Raw genomic sequence first — 25,495 nt, forward strand, 5'->3', positions numbered from 1 at the left:
AATAATCGTATTAAAAATAAATGGAAAAAATACTTAGATTTGAAGAAATAATCCGTATAAATTTAAATATCAAACTCCCTATCATTAAAATATTTCATCCAAATGGATGATTATCTAAAAAATTCAAATTCATAAACGACACTAAAAGAATAAAAATTCTGATTTTTATTAATCAAGAAAACGCCTTTAAAAGGATATTTTTTACACAAAAATGTACAGCCTACATATTTTAATACTGCAATTAAACAAAACTTAAAAACATAGTTAAATCAATGTGTTACAACCTATCCTCCGCTGTATCAACAGTCACTGAACTAGATAAGGATGGAGATGGCACGCCAGAGACCATAACGACTAAGAAAGATACCAATGGTGATGGAAATAACGACACCATTACTGTATCTAAAGACTTTGATGACGATGGAAAGGTAGATGCAAGTAAAACTACCGTTGATATAAACAACGACGGTAATCCTGAAAAAGTAACCATTACCAGTACCGACCCATTCACAGGTGAAATTGTTACCACTACCACAGAAGATGAAAATGATGATGGTACTATCGACAAAACAACAGTCGCGGTAGATAAAGATGCGGATGGTATCCCAGAAACCATTACTGAAACTATCACTGAAAGAGATGGAACCAAAATCACGAAAGCCTTTGTGGATAGCGATGATGATGGCAAGCTTGATAGTGTTGTAGTGACAATAGAGCATCCAAACAAAACAACCACAACAGAAACAGGCACCATTACTACGGATGAAAATGGCACCCAAACCATCAAATACGAAGTAGATAAATACAGTAATGGAAAAGCCATCAGTGGTAGAACCGATACTGTCGATAAAGACGGTAACGTGGTTAAATCAGAATACGATGTGAATAATGATGGTACAACGGACAGCATTACTACACGTGAGTTTGATGATAAAGGCAACAACACCAAAGAGCTTATTGATAAAAATGCAGACGGTAAACCTGAAGTCATTAAAACTAACAAATTCGATGAGCAGGGTAATGCGATTGAAACAGACATTGACTTAGATGCGGATGGAAAAACAGACCAAATCATTACTCGTGAGTTTGATGATAAAGGTAATGCAACTAAAGTATTAACGGATTTAGATGCTGATGGTACTGTTGATAAATCTACTACCAATGAGTTTAATGCTAAAAATCAGCTAACTAAAACGAGTGTCGACAAAAATAATGATGGAACAATTGATGAAGTTCGAGACTTTAAATATGATATTTTTGGTAATAATACTGAAGTAGAATATGATAGAAATGCTGATGGTAAAGCTGATCATATAGATTATATGGAGTTTGATAATAAAGCCCATCATATTAAGACCTTATCTGACAAAAATGGTGATGGTCAAATAGATGCTATTGGCTATTATGAAGTTAATGATATGAATCAAAGAATTAAAATAGACTATGATTTTGGTAATGATGGTGATATTGATCGTGTAATTACCCAAAAATATAACGACAAAGGACAACTAGTTAGATCAGAGTATGATAAAAATGTTGATGGCGTAGTAGATTCTATAACTACTTATGAATACGATGATAAAGGTAAACGAGATAAATTTAGTTATGACAAAAATGCTGATGATAAAGTTGATCATATAGATATCCTCAAGTTTAACGATAAAGATCAGCATATTAAAACCTTATCTGATAAAAATGCTGATGGTAAAATAGATTCTGTTGGTTATTATGAACTCAATGTTCGAGAAGAAAGGATTAAAATAAGTTATGACTTTGATAATAATGGTGATATTGACACCCTTATTTACAATAGTGATTTACTTGATAGCCTTAATACATCACCTTCTGGAGTTTCTTATAAAGGACTATCTACAATCAAACTATCAACTAGCGGTGACACTGAACTCACTATCAGTGATGATGCATTAGCAACTATTGGTAAAGGTGCAACAAACCATAAACTGAAAATAGTAGGTGATGAAAGTGATACATTAAAACTAAGTCAATCAGTGATTGATACTTTAGTTGATGGTGGCACAGGTAATGACACTTATACTGCAGGTAATGTGACACTAACTGTTGACCCTGATGTGACAGTATCGGTTATCTAATCCTAAAAAGAATATAGGTGAGTTTACTTACCTATATTTTTACTATCATTCAAAAACAAAACCTGTATTGCCAAAACAATACAGGTTTTTAATTTTCTTATTCAGTGAGACTATAAAAATATTCATCTATCAAGCTTAACATCCCCTCATTTAAATTTGAAAAATTATAAAAACAAGATTACAATGTATTACAAATGTAAGACATTAAGGGGTTTATTATGGCATCTGTTAGTATTAGATTAAACGATAGTGAGAAAGCATTTATTGAAGATTTTGCTAAAATGAACAATAAAAGTATTTCAGAGCTTATTAGGGAGACCGTTTTCAAATCATTAGAAGATGAATATGATTTGATTGAGTTGAAACAAGCAATCGAAGAATTTAATGCAGATAAAAGCACTTATACACTTGAAGAAACATGGGAACAATTAGGAATATGAAGTACCAAATAGTGACCTCAAGGACTTTTATCAAGTCAATGAAAAAATTGGATATTCATACACAAAAACAAATCAAAAGCTGGATTATTAAAAATAATGATTTAATCGCGAGTAATCCGAGAATAATAGGTAAAAACCTCAAAGGAAACTTAAAAAACTATTGGAGATATCGTATTGGCGATTACCGACTACTTACGCAAATTGAGGATGATAAGTTAGTCCTAATATTACTGAGTGCAGGGCATAGAAAAAATATTTACAATCAACAAAAATAAAGTTTTGAGACTATAAAAACCTGTATTGTTTTTGGCAATACAGGTTTTTGTTTTTGAATGATAGTAAAAAATATAGGCAAGTAAACTCACCTATATTTTGAGATTATATGAAATTTACACAGTTCGTGAAATCGTATCCTCATTTTTGTATTTAACAGGAATAACGTTATACTCTCTATTCATTTGTTCTACTTGCCACAAATCATAAGCTAACTGCATTTGTAACCAAGTTTCAGGGGTTGGACCTCGTCCTAACCATTTATGTAAACGAATTGCCATATCAGGGGTAATGGCAGACTTTTCATTAAGTAATCTTGATAAAGTTACTCGTGAAATCCCGAGCTGTCTTGCGGCTTCTGTTATTGTTAAACCAAGCTCTGGTAAAATATCTTCTCTAATAATTGCCATCGGGTGGGCGGGACTATACATTCTCATATTTTCATTCCTTAATGATAATCTTGATAATTTACAATTTCTGCATCACCATTTTCAAATTTAAAAGTAATACGCCAATTTCCATTTACTTTGACACTCCAATGTTCTTGTAAATTACCTGATAACTTATGTAAATTATAGCTAGGTAAATTAAGCTCTTGAACATCTTTTGCTTTCTCTAAAATGGTTAAAATACGATTAAGTTTATTTTTATGGGATGTGATAATCCCAGCTGTAGAACCTGTTTTAAAAAACTTTTCTAATCCTTTATGTTTAAATGAAATAATCACAAAAGTTGACCTATTTACTTTTAAATTTGAGTTATTGTAAGCTGTATAGATACGCTTATCAAGAGGTCTATTTCAGTATTACTAATAAAAAAACCTGTATTGCCAAAAACAATACAGGTTTTTAATTTTCTTATTCAACCTCAAACAAAGTTGCAAAATATGATCAACATCTTACCGCTTGTTTAAGGTGACGGTGATATTACCAAACTAGATAATATTAACGGTAATATCAGCATCAACTATTAAGTTATTTCCAGCACCATCAGTATATGTAACATACTTATCGTTCGTAGCTGTTTCTGTGAAACCACCTGTTAGCTTAAGAGTAGCCTCTTCAGAGTGATTAGAATAATAATGGTCTGTTACTCTAATATTCTTAGATGCACTAACTATTTTGTCAATCTCTGCAGCTGAGAAAGTAAATTTTTCATTATCCTGTAAATAAATATGTGTTAAACCATCTAAACTAGCAAGTGTACCTATCTTAGTTAGTGACACCGGCTCATAGATGAATAAGAGATCTGCATTACCATCAATAATACCATCACTGTCTGATGCTCTATTATCCCTAGCTATAAACAATTTCTCATTAGCATTGTTATAGAAATTCTCTTCTGAGAAAGTTATCACTTTATTTCCTTGTTTATCAATTGAGAATTCTTTTCTGCCAATTAGCTGATCTAGATCATTGTACGACATTTCGTTACCCCACTGACTTCCACTTGGTCTTGTAACAAGCGATTCAACGAAACGTCCCTCTTCATTATAAGTATATTCCATACTATTGATAGGCGATTTATTTCCTTCTGCATCCAATTTAGATATTTTTCTTTCAACTGTTTGATCCCAATCATTAATAGCTGGATACTCTCTTAATTGATCGTATGTTCCATCTCCATTAAAGTCCTCTTCCCATGTAGCCTGGTTCCCATTTTCATCGTAAGTATATCTGTCATTTCTGATTGGTTTATGATTTGCAGATAAAGTAGTTGCCTTGATAAGGTTATTATTATCATCGTAGAAATGTAATTTTGTTGTTTCTAGAGTTCCATCATTATCATTATCTACTGCAACTGTTTTAATATTGCCATTGTCATAATAAGTATAAATAGTTGATGAATCAGGTTCTCCATCATCATTTTTATCATGATGTACTTTCTTCACCAAGCCATTATCATAATATTCATAAGTCTTCGATGATAAAGCACCACCAAACTGAGTCATTTCCTTAGCAACTGACCCATCAGGATTATAGTCAAAAGATATTACTTTATCGTCAGCTCCATCCATATTAAGGTCGATTTTCTCTTTCTTGATAGTACCATCGGAATTATATTCAAAAGATGATTTATAATCTTTATCACCATCATTATAGAAATCATATTCAGAATCTAGCACTTCTCCTCGACCATCACGAGTAATTCTATCGGTGCGACCACTAATACCTTTTTCATCACCTCGTTTATCTACATCAAACTTAACAGTGATGATACCTTCTTCATCAACATTAGTAATGGTGCCTTTTTCAATAGTAGTTATATTGTGCTTGTCAATAATAGTATTGGTTATTGCATCTGGAGTTCCATCGCTCTCTTTATCAATTATCTCTGTTGTTTTGTTTAGTTTGCCATCATCAGTAGTATCTGATTTGATAATTGTAGACTCTGGATTACCATCTCCGTCCTCGTCAGTTTCAGTGACTGTTGATACAGCGGAGGATAGGTTGTAACACATTGATTTAACTATGTTTTTAAGTTTTGTTTAATTGCAGTATTAAAATATGTAGGCTGTACATTTTTGTGTAAAAAATATCCTTTTAAAGGCGTTTTCTTGATTAATAAAAATCAGAATTTTTATTCTTTTAGTGTCGTTTATGAATTTGAATTTTTTAGATAATCACCATTTGGATGAGATATTCTAATGATAGGGCGTTTGATATTTAAATTTATACTGATTATTTCTTCAAATCTAAGTATTTTTTCATTTATTTTTAATACGACTATTCTCCCAAAATAGTGTCATTTTAGAGAGAAAAAAGGGACTTACAGTTAATTTTTTATTTTAATAAAGAGCAATTAAATCAACTGGTTATGCACTCTTCTCCGCTGTATCAACAGTCACTGAAAACGACGCAGATGCAGACGGTACTCCTGAAGTGATAAAAACCGAGTTAGATACGGATGGAGATGGTAAAGTTGATACTGTAACAATTGCTAAAGATTTGGATGACGATGGAACTGTTGATATCAGCAGAACTGCTGTTGATATGGATGGCAACGATACACCTGAAAAAGTAATTGTGACCACAAAAGATGCCATTACAGGCGAAATTGTTGAAACAACTTACATTGATGAAAACCAAGATGGTAAACCTGACAGAACCATTATTTCAGTCGATAAAGACCATGATGGTACCTTTGAAACCGTGACTGAATCTACCACTGAAAGAGATGGAACCAAAATCACCAAAGAGTTTATTAACACAGATGATGAAGGTGCACTTGATGAAGTGCTTGTCACCATTGAACATCCAAACAAAACAGTGACAACAGAAACAGGTAAAATCACTGAAGGTAAAGATGGCAATCTAGTTATCGACTATGACGTAGATAAATACTCGAATGGAAAAGCCATCAGTGGCAGAACCGATACGTTAGATAAAGACGGTAATGTACTGAAATCAGAATACGATGTGAATAATGATGGTACAACGGACAGCATTACTACACGTGAATTTGATAAACTTGGCAATAATACTGTTGAGAATATTGACAAAGATGCTGATGGAAAATCTGATGTTATTAAGACTAACAAATTTGATGAGCAGGGTAATGCTGTTAAAACAGATGTTGATTTAGATGCTGATGGAAAAACAGACCAAATTATTACTCGTGAATTTGATGAGAAAGGTAATGCGACTAAAGTATCAGAGGATTTAGATAATGATGGTAAAGTCGACCGTTCTACAACTAATGAATTTAATGCTAAAAATCAACTTGTGAAATCAAGTAATGATTTAAACGATGACGGCATACCTGAAAATATCAGTGAATATGAGTATGATATTTATGGCAATAGAACCAAGATAAAAATTGATCAAAATGCTGATGGAAAGGTGGACATTATTGAGATTAGAGAGTTTAATGAAAAAGGTCTTATAAATAAGGTCAGTGTTGATCAAAATGCTGATGGTCAGATTGATCGTATTACTACTAAAGAGTTTGACGATTTTGGTAGAGTAATCAAGGCGAATGTGGATAAAAATGCTGATGGAGTAATAAATCAAAATATAACCTATGAATTTAATGATAAAAATCAATTGGTTGAGATTAATTATGATTACAATAATGATGGGAAGGTAGATCGTGTTGAGGCTAGAGAGTTTGATGAAAAAGGTCTTATAAATAAGGTCAGTATTGATCAAAATGGTGATGGTCAAATTGATAGTATTCTTACTAAAGAGTTTGACAATTTTGGTAGAGTAATCAAGGCGAATGTGGATAAAAATGCTGATGGTATAGTTGATAGTAATAGAATCCACGAGTATAATGACAAAGGTCAGTTAGTTAAGGTTAGTTATGATAACAATAATGATGGAAAGGCAGATGGTATTTATATTAAAGAGTATAATGACAAATCTCAGGTGGCAAAAATTGAGCAGGATAAAAATGCAGATGATGTAATTGATGGTGTTCTTACTTATTTATATGATATAAATGATCTCACTTTTGTAACTGAAGATGCTGATTCTGATGGTAATGCGGAGGCACTTTTCGTCTATAAAGATAGCGATATTTCAACAGTTGATCATCTTTTAGGTCTTGGATATATCCATTTCTATGAGGGTTATGTTAGCCTCACTATTTCAGACAAGACTCTGGACAAAATATCAAACAGCGATAATAATCATAAAGTGATTGTAAATAGCAAGAAATCAGGTGATCAATTACACCTAGACGGAAACTTCACCAAAACCACTGAGACAGAAGCTCACGATGGTCAAGACTATGTTAAATACACGGATGAGGCTGGAAATGCGTTAATCGTAGATCCTGATATCACAGTAGATATTATCTAGTTTAATAACACCAAATTCACCTTAAACAAGCGGTAAGATGTTGATCATATTTTGCAACTTTGTTTAAGGCTGAATAAGAAAAATTAAAACCTGTATTGTTTTGGCAATACAGGTTTTTTTATAGTCTCAAAATATCCTTAGGGTCTAAATACTTGTATTTCAATATCCTTCATCATTTTATAGTGTTTGTCATTACCCGTTAAAAGAGGAATATTATAAGCGGCTGCAGTTGCGCCAATAAGGGAATCTGCAAGTTGAATTGAGTGACTTAAGTAGTATTGCTCAACATAAAACATTGCTTTTGTCGATATGTCTTCAGAAACATATAAGATTTTGGTTCCCCACAGCTTAAATGCTCTATGTAATTGGGCTAATTCCTGTTTATTTCTCATACCCTGAACCAGCTCCATATAGGTTATCACAGAAATTTGAAAGTTCCCTGCTGTTTCGATTGTCTTATATGCGTTTTCGTTTCCTCGTAAATACCAAATAAGAACATCAGTATCTATAAGCATTTAAAACCGTCCTTTGCGAAGGTGACGAACATATGCTTGGACATCATCCATCATTTCATTGTCTTTCCACATACCAAATAATTGATGGCTGTCATTCATATTTTCTTTGGCTTCATAAGGAACAAGTCTCGCACAAGGCTGTCCTCGGTAGGTGATTATAACGTCTTCACCTCGATTGACTGATTCGATAAGCTTTTTAGAATGAAACCGTAAGTCTTTTGCTGTTGCTATCATAAAATACTCCCGCTATGTAAAGTTTTCATTTTGAAGTATAAACTATATAAAAAAGAAATCAATCTGTGAATTGGAAAATGGATATAAAGGACAAAAAGCAGAGGTTTTTCATAAAAAAAGGGGTAACTATATTACCCCTTTTAGATCCCATAATTTATCTATTATCCAGCAATAACAATAACATCTGGATCAACCACTATTGATAGATCTCCTATCGTATAAGTATCTGGATTGGTGTCTCCTTCAACTTTCGTATCAATAATTTCTTGACTTAATTTCAAAACATCATCTTTAGTGCTACTTCTGATTGTTAGTGTGTCTCCAGCAATAGAATTTAGAACATCATCACTAATAGTCAATACGGTACTATCCTTTTGAGACAACCAAATTGTAGATAAGTTTTCATAAGAAAATCCTTCATAGCTGTCTAATTCTAGGCTTCCAATAGAAGATTCTTTATACTGAATACTTTCAACTTTACCATCATCCCCCTTATCTTGGAATATAACAGTCGCTTTGTTAAAGGCATCAAAATCTTTATAGTAGTTTCCTTGATCTATTGTACCGTCATTATTGTCATCACTATTCCAAGCAATTCTTCTTCCATAATTATCGTAGTGAGTTTCAATTCTTCTTTCATAAGTATTGTCACCATCTTGGTCAAGAAGTTCTTCTACTGCACGACCATATTTGTCGTATGTTGCTTTATTTCTTGAGTTAATACTGTCGTCATTCCCTCTATCTAATTCCATTAGCTGTGCTTTACCGCATGGAGTGAACTCACTGTAGTATGCTACATAATCCATTTTGTCACCAGAGCCATCATTATCAGAACCCCATGAAAGTAGTCTGCCTTCATCATCATACGTACGGTGAATAATACGTTCTATAGTGCTAACATCACGATCCTTATCCACTGATACCGTCAATGCTCTATTTTGTGCATTAAAATCACTGTATAAATTGGTTTCATTAATTCTGCCGTCTGCATTTTGATCAATATCTACTCTAGTTACACGTCCCATTTCATCATAAGTACTATAGGAAATATTATCAATCTTAGCATCCGCATCTCTATCAAGTTGACGTACTCTAGCTTGTCCATTTTCATTAAAGTCTTCATAACGGTTAACAGTATCTATTTTGCCTAAAGCATATCTATCAAGGGATTCCTTCACGACATTTCCATCAGTATCATGTTCATAATAGATTATTTGATCAGCTTTCCCATCTCTATCGAAATCATATTCAGTCTTAGTCACTAACCCATTTTCATTAAGAGTTTGAATTTCATTTGTAAGACATCCGTTATCTGAGAATTTATCTTTTACAAGCGTAATAGTTTGTGTTCCATCTGAATGATTAACAATGGTTCCTGTTGAGGTTGTTTTAGCTCCATTGCCTGGTTCTTGAGTGATAATTGTTACTCCATCTTGAATACCATCATCATTACTATCTGTGTGAACAGTAGTAACGACCGTACCATCAGGCTTCGTAGTCGCCTCTGTGGTAGTGTCTGCAATACCGTCTCCATCCTTGTCTAGTTCAGTGACTGTTGATACAGCGGAGAAGAGTACGTAACCAGTTGATTTAATTGCGCTTTATTAAAATAAAAAAATTAACTGTAAGTCCCTTTTTTCTCTCTAAAATGACACTATTTTGGGAGAATAGTCGTATTAAAAATAAATGAAAAAATACTTAGATTTGAAGAAATAATCAGTATAAATTTAAATATCAAACGCCCTATCATTAGAATATCTCATCCAAATGGATGATTATCTAAACCATTAAAATCTATAAATGACATTAAAAGAATAAAAATTCTGATTTTTACTAATCAAGAAAACGCCTTTGAAAAGGATGTTTTTTACACAAATCTATCTAGCCTACATATTTTAATTCTTCGATTAACTAAAAATTAAAAACATAGTTAAATCAATATGTTACGCACTCTTCTCCGCTGTATCAACAGTCACTGAACTAGACAAGGATGGAGATGGTATTGCAGACACCACAACAGAGGTAATTACGAAGCCTGATGGTACGGTAATTACTACGGTTCACACAGATAGTAATGATGATGGAAAACAAGATTCTGTTGTCAATATTATTGAAAAATCTAACGGTGTTACCACAACAGAAACAGGGACAATTACTCATAAAGATAATGGAACTCAAGTTATAAATTATAATATAGATCATTATTCTGATGGAAAAGATATGCATGTTAGGATTGATAAGCTTGATGCTGAAGGAAATATTACCGAAGAAAAACATGATCTTAATCTAGATGGGAAAATGGAGACTATTGTAGAGAGAAGTTTTGATGACAATGGATTGATCCAAGAAGAGCGTACTTATATAGGTGGATTAAGTCAACCAAGCAATATTAAAATTTTTGATATTGCCAACGGAACAGCTACATTAACTAAGATTAGGGCTGGTAGAATCTTTGAAACTCAAGAGATAGAGTATGCTAATGCTTCAGATCAAACAAAAGAAGCTAAAACAATATTTAAGGATTCAGAAGGCAATATTAAATCAACCGAGACATATAAATATAATGATAAAGGACAACTAGAAGAAAAATCCGTAGAAAAAAATGGTAGTCTTAAAAATGAATATTATGAACATGACAATGAAACAGGAAATACAACCAAAGTAAGTTATGATAATGATGGAGATCCTAGCACCCCTATTGATTCATTTGTAGTTAATGAATATGATCAATATGGAACTCTGATTAAAAGATATTATGATAAGGATGGTGATCCAGATACTCCTTTTGATCGTTTTGTTAGATTTGATAATATGAACGACCAACATTTATATGAAAAACTCTATTATAATAATGGCCAAGCTTTTAATGATTTGAAGTTTAATGATATTAAACAACAGATCTGGCAAGGATTTAATAGAGATGGTGATTTAAGCAATGGCTATGAACAAATAGATTACTATTCATTTACAGAGGAGAGAGATCAAGCTCTAATCATTAGGGATACTAATGGTCATGGAAGATTTATATCTTATCTCTATTATGATGCTGATTTACAAGCCCTTTATGATGATAACCCTTCTGAAGGTAAGGATGTATTCTCTGGATTAACTAACATGACAATATTAAATGTACATCAGCAGGAACCAGTAATATTAACTTTATCAGATGAGATGATAGATAAAATGGTGGGTAATACTGATAATCATAAATTTTATGTTGATTCTTATCGTGAGAATAAATTAGTTTTACAGGGAAGTTTTGAAAAAACAGGTGAAACGGAAATACGCCAAAATCAATCTTATGAATTATATAGTGATGAAGCTGGACATGTAGTTGTTGTAGATCCAGATCTCATAGTCGATATTATCTAGTTTGATAACAGCAAATTCACCTTAAACAAGCGGTAAGATTTTTCCAAAAATTTGTAACTTTGTTTAAGGCTGAATAAGAAAATTAAAACCTGTATTGTTTTTGGCAATACAGGTTTTTTTACATACTTAATCAGGAAAAAATAAAATATTTCAAAATAGTTGTAAGCCTGCTTTTATGTGATATAATTACATCACAAATATTAGGGATTAAAATGATAAAAAGTTTTAAACACAAAGGGTTGAAGCAATATTTTGAAAAAGGAACGACAAAAGGATTACGAGCTGATCATGTGAGAAAAATAAACAGTATCCTTACCTTAGTAGATCGTTCGAAAGCCGTTGAAGATTTTAATCAATTATTTAAGTGTCATGAATTAAAAGGCGAGTGTAAAGGCATTTATTCAATGACTGTCAGTGGTAATTGGCGGATTACCTTTAAATTTATTGATGGCAATGCTTATATTTTAAATTATGAAGATTATCATTAGGAGAAATCATGCGTAAACCAGCACATCCAGGTGAAATTTTATTAGATGGATTTATTGAACCAAATAATATTAAGATTAAAGATTTATCACAACATTTAGGATTTTCTCGTGAAACATTGTCACGCGTATTACACGCTAAAACCCCAATGACCGCTAATTTAGCGTTGAAACTTGAAGAAGCAGGGATTAGTACAGCGAGATTATGGCTTGATTTACAAACTGAGTATGACTTATTTGAGCTAAAGCAGAAACGAGTTGGTGACCCAATTAAACCTTTTATTTTTGATAATATGGTTTTAGTTTAGATAGCTATACGAATTTCAAATTAAGTAAAGTTCAAAAATAAAACCTGTATTGTTTTGGCAATACAGGTTTTTTTGAACTATCTTAAAAATTTATATTATTTTTTAATAGGTTACAAAACAGATAAAAGTACTTGTGGTTTTTGTGTTGCGATCTTTAATAAAGTAATTGCAGAGCCACTCGGTTGTCTCTTCCCTTGTTCCCATGCTTGCAATGTTCTTACAGAAACGCCCATAATTTTGGCAAATTCACGTTGAGATAATCCAACTTTTTGTCGGGCTTCTACAGCATTATTAACTGTTACGGTATGCTCTTTAGCAACCTCATTACTTTTCATTTGCTTAACGCTTTGTAGTAATAATTCACCCAATTCTTGACCAGTAAATTCGTGTGTTTTTATATCTATATTATCAATATCAATCATTATCTAACTCCTTAACAATTTGCTTCAAAATATGGCTCGGGATATTTTCTTGTTTTGATTTTGCATAAGCTAATAACAAATTAATGACGCCATTTTCAAGTTGATTATAGTAGATGACTCTAATCCCCGCACTTTTCCCCTTTCCTTGTAAAGTCCAGCGTATTTTACGACAGCCACCACTATGGGGAATGACATCTCCTTTAGTGACATTATTGGCAATATAAGAATGTAACTCACCCTGCATATCCTTTGGTAACAAAGAATCAATCATTTTAGAATAAATAGGGGTCTCTCTAAGTGTAAGCATATAACATTAAAATCAAAAAAATCATACTGCATTGTAGTATTTTTGTGTTTTATGTGCAATTATTATTAATAAAATAATGTGAAGGATATGTGTAATAAAGTTTTTTATTTAGAGTTACAAGGATAAGGCTATGCGTAATGTACTCTTATGTATATACAAAAAACCTGTATTGCCAAAAACAATACAGGTTTTAAATTTTCTTATTCAACCCTAAACAAAGTTGCAAGATATGATCAACATCTTACCGCTTGTTTAAGGTGAAGATTATCTAATACAGGTTAGATAATATTAACGGTTACATCAGGGTCAACAATTAATGCATTACCTGCATCATCCGTGTATTTCACATAGTCTTGACCGTCGTGAGCTTCTGTGTCAGTAGTCTTAACAAAATTACCATCAAGATTTAACACATCGCCTGATTTTTTACTATTTACAATCACTTTATGACTGTTATCGTCATTAGTGATTTTGTCTAATACGTCGTCAGAGATAGTCATTTCAATATTATTTTGTTTAACGTCAATATTTTGCAGACCGATTAAATGATCTGTATTTGATATTGTGAAATCTTTATATACAAATAGTTTATCTGCATTACCATCAACCCTGTCATGAGTGGAAGAATCTATTTCCTCATAAACAGTAGCTCCTAGGCTGTTGAGACCATGTGATACTTTTTGTATTGTCTCACCATCAGCGACTCTGTATGTTGTTCTTTCTGTGATATTACCATAGATATCACGTTCATAGATTGTTGTGGAATAAGAACTTACCTCTTTAATATCAGTATGTTCCATTACTCCCTCGTAGTATGCACCTTTACGTTCTTCTATAATGTTGCCTTTATCGTCGAATTGTGAGGCAATATACCATACAGGATTATTAATACCATCATCAGGAGTAGCATCATACGTAAATATTCTGAATAATTCTGAATTTTCTTTATGAAGATAAACATAGTTATATAGGTCATCAGCTTTTCCATCTGCATTCGTATCCCACGTTGCAGAAGAAAGTATACCTTTATCATCATAAGAGTTATGATAAATACGATCAATAGTACCATCGCCATCAGTATCTCGAACAATTCTAATTTGATTACCTTTATCGTCAAAAACACCGTTATCGATCATATCAACTGTACCATCCGCATTATAATCATATTCAGATTTAACTCGGTTTCCATAAATATCATACTCATTTTCAGTGATATTATCAGGTGTCCCGTCATTGTTTAAATCATTGCTTGATTTCACAAGTTGATTTTTCTCATTAAATTCATTGGTAGTCGATTTATCTGGTGTACCGTCAGCATCAAGGTCTGTTGATACTTTGGTTGGATTACCTTTCTTATCAAACTCACGAGTAATGATTTTGTCTGTTTTACCATCGGCATTTAAGTCAACGTCCGTTTTAATTGCATTACCCTGCTCATCGAATTTGTTAGTTTTAATGACTTCAGTTTTACCGTCTGCATTTTTATCAATGTTCTCAACCGTGTTATTACCGAGTTTATCAAACTCACGTGTAGTAATGCTGTCTGTTGTACCATCATTATTCACATCGTATTCTGATTTAAGTACATTACCGTCTTTATCTAACGTATCGGTTCTGCCACTGATGGCTTTTCCATTCGAGTATTTGTCTACGTCATAGTCGATAACTAAATTACCCTCTTTACCTTCAGTGATTTTACCTGTTTCTGTTGTCACTGTTTTGTTTGGATGTTCAATGGTGACAACCACTTCATCCAATGCACCTTCATCATCTGTGTTAATAAACTCTTTGGTGATTTTGGTTCCATCTCTTTCAGTGGTAGATTCAGTCACTGTTTCAAAAGTACCATCGTGGTCTTTATCCACTGAAACAATGGTTCTGTCAGGTTTACCATCTTGGTTTTCATCAATGTAAGTTGTTTCAACAATTTCGCCTGTAATGGCATCTTTTGTGGTCACAATTACTTTTTCAGGTGTATCGTTGCCATCCATATCAACAGTAGTTCTGCTGATATCAACAGTACCATCGTCATCCAAATCTTTAGCAACTGTGACAGTATCAACTTTACCATCTCCATCTGTATCTAACTCAGTTTTTATGACCTCAGGAGTACCGTCTGCATCTGCGTCGTTTTCAGTGACTGTTGATACAGCGGAGGATAGGTTGTAACATATTGATTTAACTATGTTTTTAAGTTTGTTTAATTGCAGTATTAAAATATGTAGGCTGTACATTTTTGTGTAAAAAATATCCTTTTAAAGGCGTTTTCTTGATTAATAAAAATCAGAATTTTTATTCTTTTAGTGTCGTTTATGAATTTGAATTTTTTAGATAATCACCATTTGGATGAAATATTCTAATGATAGGGAGTTTGATATTTAAATTTATACTGATTATTTCTTCAAATCTAAGTATTTTTTCATTTATTTTTAATACGACTACTCTCCCAAAATAGTGTCATTTTAGAGAGAAAAAAGGGACTTACAGTTAATTTTTTTATTTTAATAAAGCGTAATTAAATCAACTGGTTACGTGCTCTTCTCCGCTGTATCAACAGTCACTGAAAACGACGCAGATGCAGACGGTACTCCTGAGGTCATAAAAACTGAGTTAGATACAGATGGAGATGGTAAAGTTGATACTGTCACAGTTGCTAAAGATTTGGATGACGATGGTACTGTTGATATCAGCAGAACTACTGTTGATATGGATGGCAACGATACACCTGAAAAAGTAATTGTGACCACAAAAGATGCCATTACAGGCGAAATTGTTGAAACAACTTACATTGATGAAAACCAAGATGGTAAACCTGACAGAACCATTATTTCAGTCGATAAAGACCATGATGGTACCTTTGAAACCGTGACTGAATCTACCACTGAAAGAGATGGAACCAAAATCACTAAAGAATTTATTAACACAGATGATGAAGGTGCATTGGATGAAGTGGTTGTCACCATTGAACATCCAAACAAAACAGTGACAACAGAAACAGGTAAAATCACTGAAGGTAAAGATGGCAATCTAGTTATCGACTATGACGTAGATAAATACTCGAATGGAAAAGCCATCAGTGGTAGAACAGATACGTTAGATAAAGACGGTAATGTGCTTAAATCAGAATACGATGTAAATAATGATGGTACAACGGACAGTATCACTACACGTGAGTTTGATAAACTCGGCAATAACACGATTGAAAACATTGACAAAAATGCTAATGGTAAACCTGACGTAATTAAGACTAATAAATTCGATGAGCATGGTAATGCGATTGAAACAGACATTGACTTAGATGCGGATGGAAAAGTAGATCAAATCATCAGTCGTGAGTTTGATAAGAAAGGCAATGCGACTAAAGTCTCTGAGGATTTAGATGCTGACGGTACTATCGACAAATCTACTACCAATGAGTTTAATGCTAAAAATCAGCTCACTAAAGCAAGTATCGACAAGAATAATGATGGTAAAGTAGATAGTACTACTGAAAATGAGTATGATATTTATGGAAACCAAATTAAATCTGAATATGATAAGAATGCAGATGGTAAGATTGACAGTGTTGCTACTCGAGAATTTGATGATAAAGGTCGTACTGCTAAATGGACATTAGATAAAAATAATGATGGTCAGCCTGATCTTATTCAAACGAGTGAGTATGATGAACTCGGGAATAACATTAAAACAAATTATGATAATGATGGTGATGGAACCTTTGATAACAGCGCTATACGTGAATTTGATGATAAAGGAAATATTATTAAATATACCAAAGATACGGGACTAACAATTAGCTATGTTCGTGATGATAAAGGGTACAGTACCACAGAATCTGTAGACCATAATGGCGATGGTAAACCAGATCTTATTTATACATCTAGAGAGTATGATAAAGGTGGACGATTAACTAACTTTGATGTTGATAGTAATGGTGATGGTGTTGTAGATTCTTCTCAGATTAGAGAATATGATGCAAAAGGAGCATTAACTAAACTTTCAATAGATAAAGGTAATGACGGTACCATTGATCAAGTAAACACTTATGAAAATAATGATTTTGGTTTAGTTACAAAAATTAACTATGATACAAATAATGATGGCAATCTTGATCGTATTGATACCAGAACTTATTCAGAACATGGAATATGGGAAACTACAAGTGTTGATCTAAAAGCAGATAGTAGCATTGATTTTTTCCAAAGTTATATGAATATGGAGCTTCCTTCTGATGATAGTTTTATTGGGATTTCATCTGTTTATCTCGTAGAAAATAATATCGCCTTGACTATTCCTGAAGCTACTCTAGATAAGATTGCCTCTGACAAAAATAGTCATAAATTAGTTATAAATAGTAGTAAGGAAGGTGATCAGCTACACCTAGATGGAAACTTCACCAAAACCGCTGAAACAGAAAGCCATAGCGGTCAAGACTATGTGAAGTACACGGATGAGGCTGGAAATGCGTTAATCGTAGACCCTGATATCACAGTAGATATTATCTAGTTTGATAACAGTTAATTCACCTTAAACAAGCGGTAAGATATTGATCATATTTTGCAAGTTTGTTTGAGGTTGAATAAGAAAATTAAAAACCTGTATTGTTTTGGCAATACAGGTTTTTTTGAACTCACACCGCCTATGAGACAGAACCAGAGTTATGTTTGTATAAACTAAGCGTGAGGGTTACTTTTCCAAGGATTGAGAATAGGAACATTGCTTGAAACAAAATCTTTCTCATTTCTAGTGACGACAACAAGGTTATATGTTTGTGCTGTTGCGGCTATTAAGCTATCAATAGAAGACAGTGGAGTGCCGCATTTTTCTGCTTGACCTTGAATAATCCCCCAATTTTCTGCTACATCTAAATTAACAGAATAAATTCGTGAACGGTAATTTTCGGTGAGAGCCAGTAACCAATGTGTGAGCATTTGTTTCTTTTTTGATTCGGGCAGTTTTGTTAGACCTTTGCGAATTTCACCAATTGTTACCACAGATAAAAATAGCGTTTCATCCGCATGTTCATTCAACCAAGTAATTACATTCTCATTTGGCGTATGTTTAACTAACTCAGATATAACACAAGTATCTAATAAATAATTCAAAATTCAATATCCCGTGAGTAATCTTGTTGTCTTTCAAAAATAAATTCCTCCTCGATCTTTGGGCAATCTAACAAAAACTCTTTGAAAGTCGGCTTTGGAGAAGTAATATTTCTATATTCTTCAGCTGACAATATCACAACAACTTCTTGACCTCTACGTGTTATATGTTGAGGTCCAGTTGAAATGGCATTATTAACAACCTCACTAAATTTAGCTTTAGCCTCTTGTAGTTTCCATAATGTTTGCATAATTCCTCACCTTTGCAACCTAATATAGTCAGTATAGTCAGATGATAAAAATATGTCAATTGGCTATTAAAATTTCAGGTTAGGTACTTTAACGTGTGTAAGTTAAAAACCTGTATTGCCAAAAACAATACAGGTTTTAAATTTTCTTATTCAACCTTAAACAAAGTTGCAAAATATGATCAACATTTTACCGCTTGTTTAAGATGAACTTAGTATCATCAAACTAGATAATATCTACTGTGATATCTGGATCAACGATCAACGCATTTCCAGCCTCATCCGTGTATTTCACATAGTCTTGACCTCTGTGAGATTCTGTCTCAGTGGTTTTGGTGAAGTTTCCGTCTAGGTGTAGTTTATCACCTGATTGAGCACCATTAATAATCATTTTATGATTGCTTGTACCATTAGCGACTTTGTCTAGTATGTCATCAGAGATAGTGAGGCTCATATCATTTTTTTGGAAGCTGATATCTCTAAGACCAGTAATATCATACTTATCTGATTCAACAAGCACAAAATCATCATATGTCCATATAATATCACAATGTCCATCGTTATCGATATCGGTAGCTACTGTTTTCTTTATTCCAATCTGTAATTCTCCATTCTCAGCTATTTTGTAGTCATAATATTTTTTATAATCAACACTAACATTGCCATCTATACGTTGAGAATAAACATCCACAACTCCAACATCATTATAAGTGAAATTTTCTACTTTCTCAAAAGTTCCATCATTATCACTGTCCGTGCGAATTTCACTTACTAAATCCCTCTCATTGTAACTGTATTCCTTCACGACATCAGTACTTCCATTTGCATCTGAATCAATAAGTTCTTTGAGTTTATGATGTTTATTGTCATTATCGTATTCAGCATGAATAATCGTATCAATACTTCCGTCATTGCCTTTATCAATTTTAGTTTCAATAATGTGTCCTTTATTATTATATTTATAGAACTCTGTGTGAATAGGTTTATCATCACCTTTTTTGAACACTACCTCAGATTCTTGACCAAGTTCATTATAAGAATATTCTCTTATTAAAGTAAAACCATCAGGATTATCTACAGGAGTTCTTTTCAAAATATGTTTATCATCAGAATCTTGGGAGAAGTATGTTGTTTCTGTTGTACCATTCATATCTCTATCGTAATACTGATACAATCCACCATCTTTGTGTTCCCATGTCAAAACTAAATTAGGTAAACCATCATTATTATAATCATATTCAGATTTAGTCACTTTTCCATTCTCATCATACTCATAACTGACCGTTCTATTTATTATTCCATTATTGGTGTAATCTTCTTCTGATTTAATTACATTGCCTTTAGCATCAATGGTATCAGTATGAGCAGATGATACATGACCCAGAGAATAAGGATCTACTTCATACTTAATAGTTTGAGTACCATCACTGTTATGAGTAATTGTTCCTGTTTCTGTTGTTACTCCACCCTGAGGTTTAGCATTTTGGGTTGTTTTCACAATAGAATCTTGTGTTCCATCATCATTACTATCAGTATAAGCCTTAGTAACTACCGTACCATCAGGTTTAGTTATCACTTCTGTAGTAGTGTCTGCAATACCGTCTCCATCCTTGTCTAGTTCAGTGACTGTTGATACAGCGGAGGATGGGTTGTAACATATTGATTTAACTATGTTTTTAAGTTTGTTTGATTGCAGTATTAAAATATGTAGGCTGTACATTTTTGTGTAAGAAACATACTTTTTTAAAGGAGTTTTAAAAACAATAATACGTAGAATTTTTACTATTTTAATGTCATTTATGGATTTTAATGATTTAGATAATCATCCATTTGGATGAGATATTCTAATGATAGGGAGTTTGATATTTAAATTTATACGGATTATTTCTTTAAATCTAAGTATTTTTTTCATTTATTTTTAATACGATTATTTTCCCAAAGATAGTGTCATCTTAGAGAAAAAAGGGACTTACAGTTAATTTTAAAATTTAAATAAAATGCATTTAAATCAATGTGTTACACACTCTTCTCCGCTGTATCAACAGTCACTGAACTAGACAAGGATGGAGATGGTGTTGCGGACACTACAACAGAAGTGATTACAGAGAGAGATGGCACAGTAATTACTACAGTTCATACTGATAGCAATGATGATGGAAAACAAGATACTGTTGTCAATACTATTGAAAAACCTAATGGTGTTACTATTACAGAAACAGGAGTTATTACCAACAATGATGATGGTACACAAACTATCAAATATGAAATAGATAGATTTAGTGATGGAAAATCTATTGATTCTCGTACAGACACTGTAGATAAAGATGGTAATGTTGTTAAATCAGAAATTGATACTGGAGATACAGGTGTAGTAAATAAAGTCATCACTCGTGAATTTGATGATAAAGGTAATGCAACCAAAGTTTCTACTGATTTAGATGTAGATGGTACTCCAGATAAAATCGACACGAATAGTTTTGATGAAAATGGTAACAAGATTAAAACAGAAACTGACTCAGATGGAGATGGTCAGCCTGATAGTTCTGTAACACGTGAATTTGATGATAGAGGTAACGTAGTTAAAAAAAGTTATGACAGCGATAATGATGGTAAAGTCGATGCCATTGATACTTATGAGTATAATGACAAAAATCAAATCATTAAACTCAATGCTGACAAGGATGGAGATGGTACTGTAGATAGTTTAATAACTAGAGAATATGGTGATAGAGGCAATTTGGTTAAACAAAGTTATGATAAAGATAATGATGGTCAAATTGATGCAATTAAGACTTATAAGTATGATGATAAAGGTTTGTTGGTTCTGCTTGAATTAGACAAAAATAACGATGGTGAAATTGATGCTACTAGAACTTATGAGTATAATCAAAAAAGGCAAGAAATAAAGACTAATTATGATACAAATGGTGATTATACAATAGATCAGACTGTTAGTCGTGAGTATGATGCTAAAGGTAACTTAGTTAAATATAGTACAGATAGGGATGGGGATGCTGAAATTGATCGTATCACGTATTACAAGGTAAATGCTAAAGGGCAAAGAGTTGAAAGCGCATACGATAGCGATGCTGATGGTCTAATTAATGGTGTTGACTATGAGAATGATTTTGTGGACAATCTGGATACACCCCCTTTAAATGCTTCTTATGAAGGATTATCTTATATACGCCTATCAAAAAATGGAGATACTGAACTCACTATCAGTGATGATGCATTAGCAACTATTGGTAAAGGTGCAACAAACCATAAACTGAAAATAGTAGGTGATGAAAGTGATACATTAAAACTAAGTCAAGAAGTAATTGATACCTTAGTTGATGGTGGTGCAGGTAATGACACTTATACCGCAGGTAACGTGACACTAACGGTTGACCCTGATGTGACAGTATCGGTTATCTAATCCTAAAAAGAATATAGGTGAGTTTACTTGCCTATATTTTTACTGTTATTCAAAACAAAACCTGTATTGCCAAAAACAATACAGGTTTTAATTTTCTTATTCAACCTCAAACAAACTTGCAAATTTTTGGAAAAATCTTACCGCTTGTCTAAGGTGAATTTGCTGTTATCAAATTAGATAATACTTACAGTGATATCAGGGTCAACGATTAACGCATTTCCAGCCTCATCGGTATATTTCACATAGTCTTGGCCACCATGAGATTCTGTTTCACCTGTTTTGGTGAAGTTTCCATCAATATTTAACACATCACCTTTTTTAGTACTATTTACAATTACTTTATGACTGTTTTTATCATTAGCTATCGTAGCTAGGACTTTATCAGAGATTGTTAATGAAAGATTATCTTCATCAAAATAGATATTTTCGATGCCTGATAGATTTTTACTATTTATAGACATATCCTGAACAATTAATGCGCTATCAATATTACCATCAACTAACTTGTCTACTGTAATCATAGTTGTCTTATTATTTTCATCATAATAAAATTTCTTTTCATACTCAGGTTTTCCATCTCCATTATCATCTACAGTAAAGTAATCTCTTAATCCAAGATAATTATAAGCATATTTATATATAGTATCAATTGAGCCATCTCCTCCTTTATCTATACTGAATTCATACAATTCTCCTTGTTCATTATACTCCAGAGCTGATTTATTAATAATTTTGCCATTTGAATTGTATGCAGTCATAACAGTACGATATTTACCAAAACTATTGTAGAACATTTCTTGATCAGAATTTATTACACCATCTAAACCATCATCACGTTTTAATCCTATCAACTCCCCTTTATTGTTAAATTCATAATAATAAGCCTTATCTACCTTATTTTCTGCTGTGAAATCACGATATAAGTAAATTGTTTGTCCCTTATCATTATATTCGTATGTATCAACCTGGTCTACAACACCATCGTAATTATTATCTACTAATGACTTTATAACTTGCCCTTTATTGTTATACTCTTTAGTAGTGGTACTATCAATACTACCATTTGCGCCGTCATCTACATCAATTTTGATAATATTTCCTTTATCATCATGCTCTCTGGTTTCGGACTTATCAATATTACCGTCTAAATCTAAATCAAATGAAACTTTAATAGTATTACCTCTATCATCATATTCTCGATATGTGACCGAATCAAATTTACCATCAGCATCTTTATCATATGTTGTTTTAACTAGATTACCATAAATATCATACTCATTTTCAGTAATTTTTTCTGGTGTTCCATCATTATTTCTATCATTACTTGCTTTTACAACTTGGTTTTTAGCATTAAACTCATTGGTGGTAGAGCGGTCAACTGTACCATCTGCATCAAGGTCTGTTGATACTTTGGTCGCATTACCTTTATCATCAAACTCACGAGTAATGATTTTGTCTGTTTTACCATCGGCATTTAAATCAACATCCGTTTCAATTGCATTACCCTGCTCATCGAATTTGTTAGTGTTAATGACTTCAGGTTTACCGTCTGCATTTTTATCAATGTTTTCAACAGTGTTATTGCCGAGTTTATCAAACTCACGTGTAGTAATGCTGTCTGTTGTACCATCATTATTCACATCGTATTCTGATTTCAGTACATTGCCGTCTTTATCTAACGTATCGGTTCTGCCACTGATGGCTTTTCCATTCGAGTATTTGTCTACGTCATAGTCGATAACTAAATTACCCTCTTTACCTTCAGTGATTTTACCTGTTTCTGTTGTCACTGTTTTGTTTGGATGTTCAATGGTGACAACCACTTCATCCAATGCACCTTCATCATCTGTGTTAATAAACTCTTTGGTGATTTTGGTTCCATCTCTTTCAGTGGTAGATTCAGTCACTGTTTCAAAAGTACCATCGTGGTCTTTATCCACTGAAACAATGGTTCTGTCAGGTTTACCATCTTGGTTTTCATCAATGTAAGTTGTTTCAACAATTTCGCCTGTAATAGCATCTTTTGTGGTCACAATTACTTTTTCAGGTGTATCGTTGCCATCCATATCAACAGTAGTTCTGCTGATATCAACAGTACCATCGTCATCCAAATCTTTAGCAACTGTGACAGTATCAACTTTACCATCTCCATCTGTATCTAACTCAGTTTTTATCACCTCAGGCGTACCGTCTGCATCTGCGTCGTTTTCAGTGACTGTTGATACAGCGGAGAAGAGTGCGTAACTAGTTGATTTAATTTCATTTTATTAAAATAAAAAATTAACTGTAAGTCCCTTTTCTCTCTCTAAAATGACACTATTTTGGGAGAATAATCGTATTAAAAATAAATGGAAAAAATACTTAGATTTAAAGAAATAATCAGTATAAATTTAAATATCAAACGCCCTATCATTAGAATATCTCATCCAAATGGATGATTATCTATAGCAAAAGTAAAATTATATGGCATAATATAAACTACCAACTATTTAAGGTATAAAATATGAGCTATTCATTAGATTTCCGCCGAAAAGTATTTGAAATAAAGGCGAAGAAAGGTTTAACCTTTGAAGAAACAAGTCAATATTTTAATATTGGTATCAGAACGTTGTTCCGTTGGAAAAAGAAAATTGAGCCTTGTACAACTCGTAATAAGCCTGCAACAAAGATTGATATGGACGCATTACTCAAAGATGTTGAGTTATATCCTGATGCTTATCAGTATGAAAGAGCGGAACGTTTTGGTGTAACTCAAAGGGCAATTGGTTTTGCCCTTAAACGATTGGGTATTAGCTATAAAAAAAACACTAAAACATCCCAAAGCAAACGAAGATGCTCGTATCAAATTTCAGGAAAAAATGAATGATTTTTCTAAGCAAGGAAAAACAATTATTTACTTAGATGAAAGTGGCTTTGCAAAAGATATGCCTAGAACACATGGCTATTGTAGGAAAGGACAGCGATGTTATGGACATCAAGATTGGCATGCAAAAGGGCGAATTAATGTGATTGGTGCAATTATAGGTTTTACTTTTCTAACGGTATCCTTATTTGAAGGCAATATTAATTCAGACACGTTTTATGCTTGGCTAAAACAGGATTTATTACCTAAAGTGAAACCTGATTCTGTTTTAGTGATGGATAATGCGACGTTTCATAAACGTCAGGATATGATAACAGCTATCCAAGATAAAGGTATAATTTTAGAATTTCTTCCACCTTATAGTCCTGACTTGAATCCCATTGAAAAAAAGTGGGCTCAAGCCAAGTCTATTAGGAAGAAGTTAAGATGTGATGATATTGACTTTTTATTTCAGGAATATTTTAACTATGTCAAATTATAATACTTTAGATATAAATCATTAAAATCCATAAATGACATTAAAATAGTAAAAATTCTACGTATTATTATTTTTAAAACTCCTTTAAAAAAGTATATTTTTTACACAAAA

The 25,495-nt window shown here is 32.8% G+C and carries 24 protein-coding genes; 11 read left to right on the top strand and 13 right to left on the bottom strand.

Annotated features, from left to right (window positions below):
- Window positions 1-272: 272 nt before the first annotated feature.
- From U9966_RS04065 to U9966_RS04075, 3 genes are all read left to right on the top strand, one after another.
- On the top strand, window positions 273-2,111 hold the full coding sequence (locus tag U9966_RS04065) for a hypothetical protein (protein ID WP_306353498.1): 1,839 nt from the start codon (window positions 273-275) through the stop codon (window positions 2,109-2,111).
- A 218-nt stretch (window positions 2,112-2,329) separates the two neighbouring features.
- On the top strand, window positions 2,330-2,551 hold the full coding sequence (gene relB / locus U9966_RS04070) for a type II toxin-antitoxin system RelB family antitoxin (RefSeq protein ID WP_306347839.1): 222 nt from the start codon (window positions 2,330-2,332) through the stop codon (window positions 2,549-2,551).
- A 38-nt stretch (window positions 2,552-2,589) separates the two neighbouring features.
- Window positions 2,590-2,826 (top strand): type II toxin-antitoxin system RelE family toxin, encoded by a 237-nt coding sequence (locus U9966_RS04075; protein WP_322631711.1) that lies wholly within the window; start codon window positions 2,590-2,592, stop codon window positions 2,824-2,826.
- A gap of 114 nt (window positions 2,827-2,940) precedes the next feature.
- On the opposite strand, the gene U9966_RS04080 is transcribed toward U9966_RS04075, so the two are convergent.
- From U9966_RS04080 to U9966_RS04090, 3 genes are all read right to left on the bottom strand, one after another.
- Window positions 2,941-3,261, bottom strand: a complete 321-nt coding sequence (locus tag U9966_RS04080) for a HigA family addiction module antitoxin (protein WP_306347841.1) — start codon at window positions 3,259-3,261, stop codon at window positions 2,941-2,943.
- Window positions 3,262-3,272: 11 nt separating this feature from the next.
- The gene (locus tag U9966_RS04085; RefSeq protein ID WP_306347842.1) at window positions 3,273-3,551 is read right to left on the bottom strand and encodes a type II toxin-antitoxin system RelE/ParE family toxin; all 279 of its coding nucleotides are present in this window, start codon (window positions 3,549-3,551) and stop codon (window positions 3,273-3,275) included.
- A gap of 207 nt (window positions 3,552-3,758) precedes the next feature.
- Window positions 3,759-5,285, bottom strand: a complete 1,527-nt coding sequence (locus tag U9966_RS04090; protein ID WP_306354326.1) for an RHS repeat domain-containing protein — start codon at window positions 5,283-5,285, stop codon at window positions 3,759-3,761.
- A 421-nt stretch (window positions 5,286-5,706) separates the two neighbouring features.
- On the opposite strand from U9966_RS04090, the gene U9966_RS04095 reads away from it, so the two are divergent.
- A complete protein-coding gene (locus U9966_RS04095; protein ID WP_306347810.1) occupies window positions 5,707-7,629 on the top strand; it encodes a hypothetical protein in 1,923 nt (640 codons plus the stop codon).
- A gap of 137 nt (window positions 7,630-7,766) precedes the next feature.
- Here the strand turns inward: U9966_RS04095 and U9966_RS04100 are convergent, their stop codons facing one another.
- The 3 genes from U9966_RS04100 to U9966_RS04110 form a co-directional block, all read right to left on the bottom strand.
- On the bottom strand, window positions 7,767-8,144 hold the full coding sequence (locus U9966_RS04100; RefSeq protein ID WP_306347811.1) for a type II toxin-antitoxin system VapC family toxin: 378 nt from the start codon (window positions 8,142-8,144) through the stop codon (window positions 7,767-7,769).
- The gene (locus U9966_RS04105; RefSeq protein WP_306347812.1) at window positions 8,145-8,378 is read right to left on the bottom strand and encodes a type II toxin-antitoxin system Phd/YefM family antitoxin; all 234 of its coding nucleotides are present in this window, start codon (window positions 8,376-8,378) and stop codon (window positions 8,145-8,147) included.
- Window positions 8,379-8,539: 161 nt separating this feature from the next.
- Window positions 8,540-9,556 (bottom strand): hypothetical protein, encoded by a 1,017-nt coding sequence (locus U9966_RS04110; protein WP_306347959.1) that lies wholly within the window; start codon window positions 9,554-9,556, stop codon window positions 8,540-8,542.
- Window positions 9,557-10,598: 1,042 nt separating this feature from the next.
- Between U9966_RS04110 and U9966_RS04115 the strand changes: the two genes are divergently transcribed.
- From U9966_RS04115 to U9966_RS04125, 3 genes are all read left to right on the top strand, one after another.
- Complete coding sequence (locus U9966_RS04115) at window positions 10,599-11,750, top strand: hypothetical protein (protein WP_306347922.1); 1,152 nt, start codon at window positions 10,599-10,601, stop codon at window positions 11,748-11,750.
- A gap of 212 nt (window positions 11,751-11,962) precedes the next feature.
- Window positions 11,963-12,238 carry a type II toxin-antitoxin system RelE/ParE family toxin gene (locus U9966_RS04120; protein ID WP_306347823.1) on the top strand — a complete coding sequence of 92 codons (276 nt, stop codon included), beginning with the start codon at window positions 11,963-11,965 and terminating at the stop codon, window positions 12,236-12,238.
- Window positions 12,239-12,246: 8 nt separating this feature from the next.
- A complete protein-coding gene (locus tag U9966_RS04125; protein WP_306347824.1) occupies window positions 12,247-12,543 on the top strand; it encodes a HigA family addiction module antitoxin in 297 nt (98 codons plus the stop codon).
- Window positions 12,544-12,653: 110 nt separating this feature from the next.
- Here U9966_RS04125 and U9966_RS04130 read toward each other — a convergent pair whose 3' ends face one another.
- The 3 genes from U9966_RS04130 to U9966_RS04140 all read right to left on the bottom strand — a co-directional run bounded on the left by U9966_RS04130 (window position 12,654) and on the right by U9966_RS04140 (window position 15,506).
- Window positions 12,654-12,965 (bottom strand): helix-turn-helix domain-containing protein, encoded by a 312-nt coding sequence (locus U9966_RS04130; RefSeq protein WP_306347825.1) that lies wholly within the window; start codon window positions 12,963-12,965, stop codon window positions 12,654-12,656.
- A complete protein-coding gene (locus U9966_RS04135) occupies window positions 12,958-13,236 on the bottom strand; it encodes a DNA-binding protein (protein WP_322631712.1) in 279 nt (92 codons plus the stop codon). The genes U9966_RS04130 and U9966_RS04135 overlap by 8 nt, the downstream gene beginning before the upstream one ends.
- 314 nt (window positions 13,237-13,550) lie before the next feature.
- Window positions 13,551-15,506, bottom strand: coding sequence for a hypothetical protein (locus tag U9966_RS04140; RefSeq protein WP_322631713.1), 1,956 nt, complete (start codon window positions 15,504-15,506; stop codon window positions 13,551-13,553).
- 298 nt (window positions 15,507-15,804) lie between these two features.
- Between U9966_RS04140 and U9966_RS04145 the strand changes: the two genes are divergently transcribed.
- Complete coding sequence (locus U9966_RS04145) at window positions 15,805-17,778, top strand: hypothetical protein (RefSeq protein WP_322631714.1); 1,974 nt, start codon at window positions 15,805-15,807, stop codon at window positions 17,776-17,778.
- 167 nt (window positions 17,779-17,945) lie between these two features.
- On the opposite strand, the gene U9966_RS04150 is transcribed toward U9966_RS04145, so the two are convergent.
- The 3 genes from U9966_RS04150 to U9966_RS04160 form a co-directional block, all read right to left on the bottom strand.
- Window positions 17,946-18,377: a type II toxin-antitoxin system VapC family toxin gene (locus tag U9966_RS04150; protein WP_306347832.1), complete on the bottom strand. Its 432-nt coding sequence runs from the start codon at window positions 18,375-18,377 to the stop codon at window positions 17,946-17,948.
- Window positions 18,374-18,625 (bottom strand): type II toxin-antitoxin system Phd/YefM family antitoxin, encoded by a 252-nt coding sequence (locus U9966_RS04155; protein ID WP_306347833.1) that lies wholly within the window; start codon window positions 18,623-18,625, stop codon window positions 18,374-18,376. The genes U9966_RS04150 and U9966_RS04155 overlap by 4 nt, the downstream gene beginning before the upstream one ends.
- 223 nt (window positions 18,626-18,848) lie before the next feature.
- Window positions 18,849-20,342 (bottom strand): RHS repeat domain-containing protein, encoded by a 1,494-nt coding sequence (locus U9966_RS04160; protein ID WP_322631715.1) that lies wholly within the window; start codon window positions 20,340-20,342, stop codon window positions 18,849-18,851.
- 291 nt (window positions 20,343-20,633) lie between these two features.
- Here U9966_RS04160 and U9966_RS04165 point away from each other — a divergent pair, with 291 nt between their 5' ends.
- Window positions 20,634-22,043 carry a hypothetical protein gene (locus U9966_RS04165; protein WP_306373344.1) on the top strand — a complete coding sequence of 470 codons (1,410 nt, stop codon included), beginning with the start codon at window positions 20,634-20,636 and terminating at the stop codon, window positions 22,041-22,043.
- A gap of 173 nt (window positions 22,044-22,216) precedes the next feature.
- Here the strand turns inward: U9966_RS04165 and U9966_RS04170 are convergent, their stop codons facing one another.
- Window positions 22,217-24,220 (bottom strand): RHS repeat domain-containing protein, encoded by a 2,004-nt coding sequence (locus U9966_RS04170; protein WP_306349425.1) that lies wholly within the window; start codon window positions 24,218-24,220, stop codon window positions 22,217-22,219.
- Window positions 24,221-24,546: 326 nt separating this feature from the next.
- On the opposite strand from U9966_RS04170, the gene U9966_RS04175 reads away from it, so the two are divergent.
- Window positions 24,547-24,909: an IS630 transposase-related protein gene (locus U9966_RS04175; protein ID WP_306347869.1), complete on the top strand. Its 363-nt coding sequence runs from the start codon at window positions 24,547-24,549 to the stop codon at window positions 24,907-24,909.
- Window positions 24,812-25,387 carry an IS630 family transposase gene (locus U9966_RS04180; protein WP_306355425.1) on the top strand — a complete coding sequence of 192 codons (576 nt, stop codon included), beginning with the start codon at window positions 24,812-24,814 and terminating at the stop codon, window positions 25,385-25,387. Before U9966_RS04175 ends, U9966_RS04180 begins: the two co-directional genes overlap by 98 nt.
- The last annotated feature ends 108 nt before the right edge of the window (window positions 25,388-25,495 follow it).

Origin of the sequence: Pasteurella atlantica (assembly GCF_963693435.1) — a bacterium.
In the GTDB taxonomy this organism is placed as follows: domain Bacteria; phylum Pseudomonadota; class Gammaproteobacteria; order Enterobacterales; family Pasteurellaceae; genus Phocoenobacter; species Phocoenobacter atlanticus.

Coding starts and splice junctions, on each gene's coding strand:
- U9966_RS04065 (WP_306353498.1), top strand. CDS start 273: ATGTGTTACAACCTATCCTCCGCTGTATCAACAGTCACTGAACTAGAT.
- relB (WP_306347839.1), top strand. CDS start 2,330: ATGGCATCTGTTAGTATTAGATTAAACGATAGTGAGAAAGCATTTATT.
- U9966_RS04075 (WP_322631711.1), top strand. CDS start 2,590: ATGAAAAAATTGGATATTCATACACAAAAACAAATCAAAAGCTGGATT.
- U9966_RS04080 (WP_306347841.1), bottom strand. CDS start 3,261: ATGAGAATGTATAGTCCCGCCCACCCGATGGCAATTATTAGAGAAGAT.
- U9966_RS04090 (WP_306354326.1), bottom strand. CDS start 5,285: ATGTGTTACAACCTATCCTCCGCTGTATCAACAGTCACTGAAACTGAC.
- U9966_RS04100 (WP_306347811.1), bottom strand. CDS start 8,144: ATGCTTATAGATACTGATGTTCTTATTTGGTATTTACGAGGAAACGAA.
- U9966_RS04105 (WP_306347812.1), bottom strand. CDS start 8,378: ATGATAGCAACAGCAAAAGACTTACGGTTTCATTCTAAAAAGCTTATC.
- U9966_RS04115 (WP_306347922.1), top strand. CDS start 10,599: ATGCATGTTAGGATTGATAAGCTTGATGCTGAAGGAAATATTACCGAA.
- U9966_RS04120 (WP_306347823.1), top strand. CDS start 11,963: ATGATAAAAAGTTTTAAACACAAAGGGTTGAAGCAATATTTTGAAAAA.
- U9966_RS04125 (WP_306347824.1), top strand. CDS start 12,247: ATGCGTAAACCAGCACATCCAGGTGAAATTTTATTAGATGGATTTATT.
- U9966_RS04130 (WP_306347825.1), bottom strand. CDS start 12,965: ATGATTGATATTGATAATATAGATATAAAAACACACGAATTTACTGGT.
- U9966_RS04135 (WP_322631712.1), bottom strand. CDS start 13,236: ATGATTGATTCTTTGTTACCAAAGGATATGCAGGGTGAGTTACATTCT.
- U9966_RS04140 (WP_322631713.1), bottom strand. CDS start 15,506: ATGTACAGCCTACATATTTTAATACTGCAATTAAACAAACTTAAAAAC.
- U9966_RS04155 (WP_306347833.1), bottom strand. CDS start 18,625: ATGCAAACATTATGGAAACTACAAGAGGCTAAAGCTAAATTTAGTGAG.
- U9966_RS04160 (WP_322631715.1), bottom strand. CDS start 20,342: ATGTACAGCCTACATATTTTAATACTGCAATCAAACAAACTTAAAAAC.
- U9966_RS04165 (WP_306373344.1), top strand. CDS start 20,634: ATGTGTTACACACTCTTCTCCGCTGTATCAACAGTCACTGAACTAGAC.
- U9966_RS04175 (WP_306347869.1), top strand. CDS start 24,547: ATGAGCTATTCATTAGATTTCCGCCGAAAAGTATTTGAAATAAAGGCG.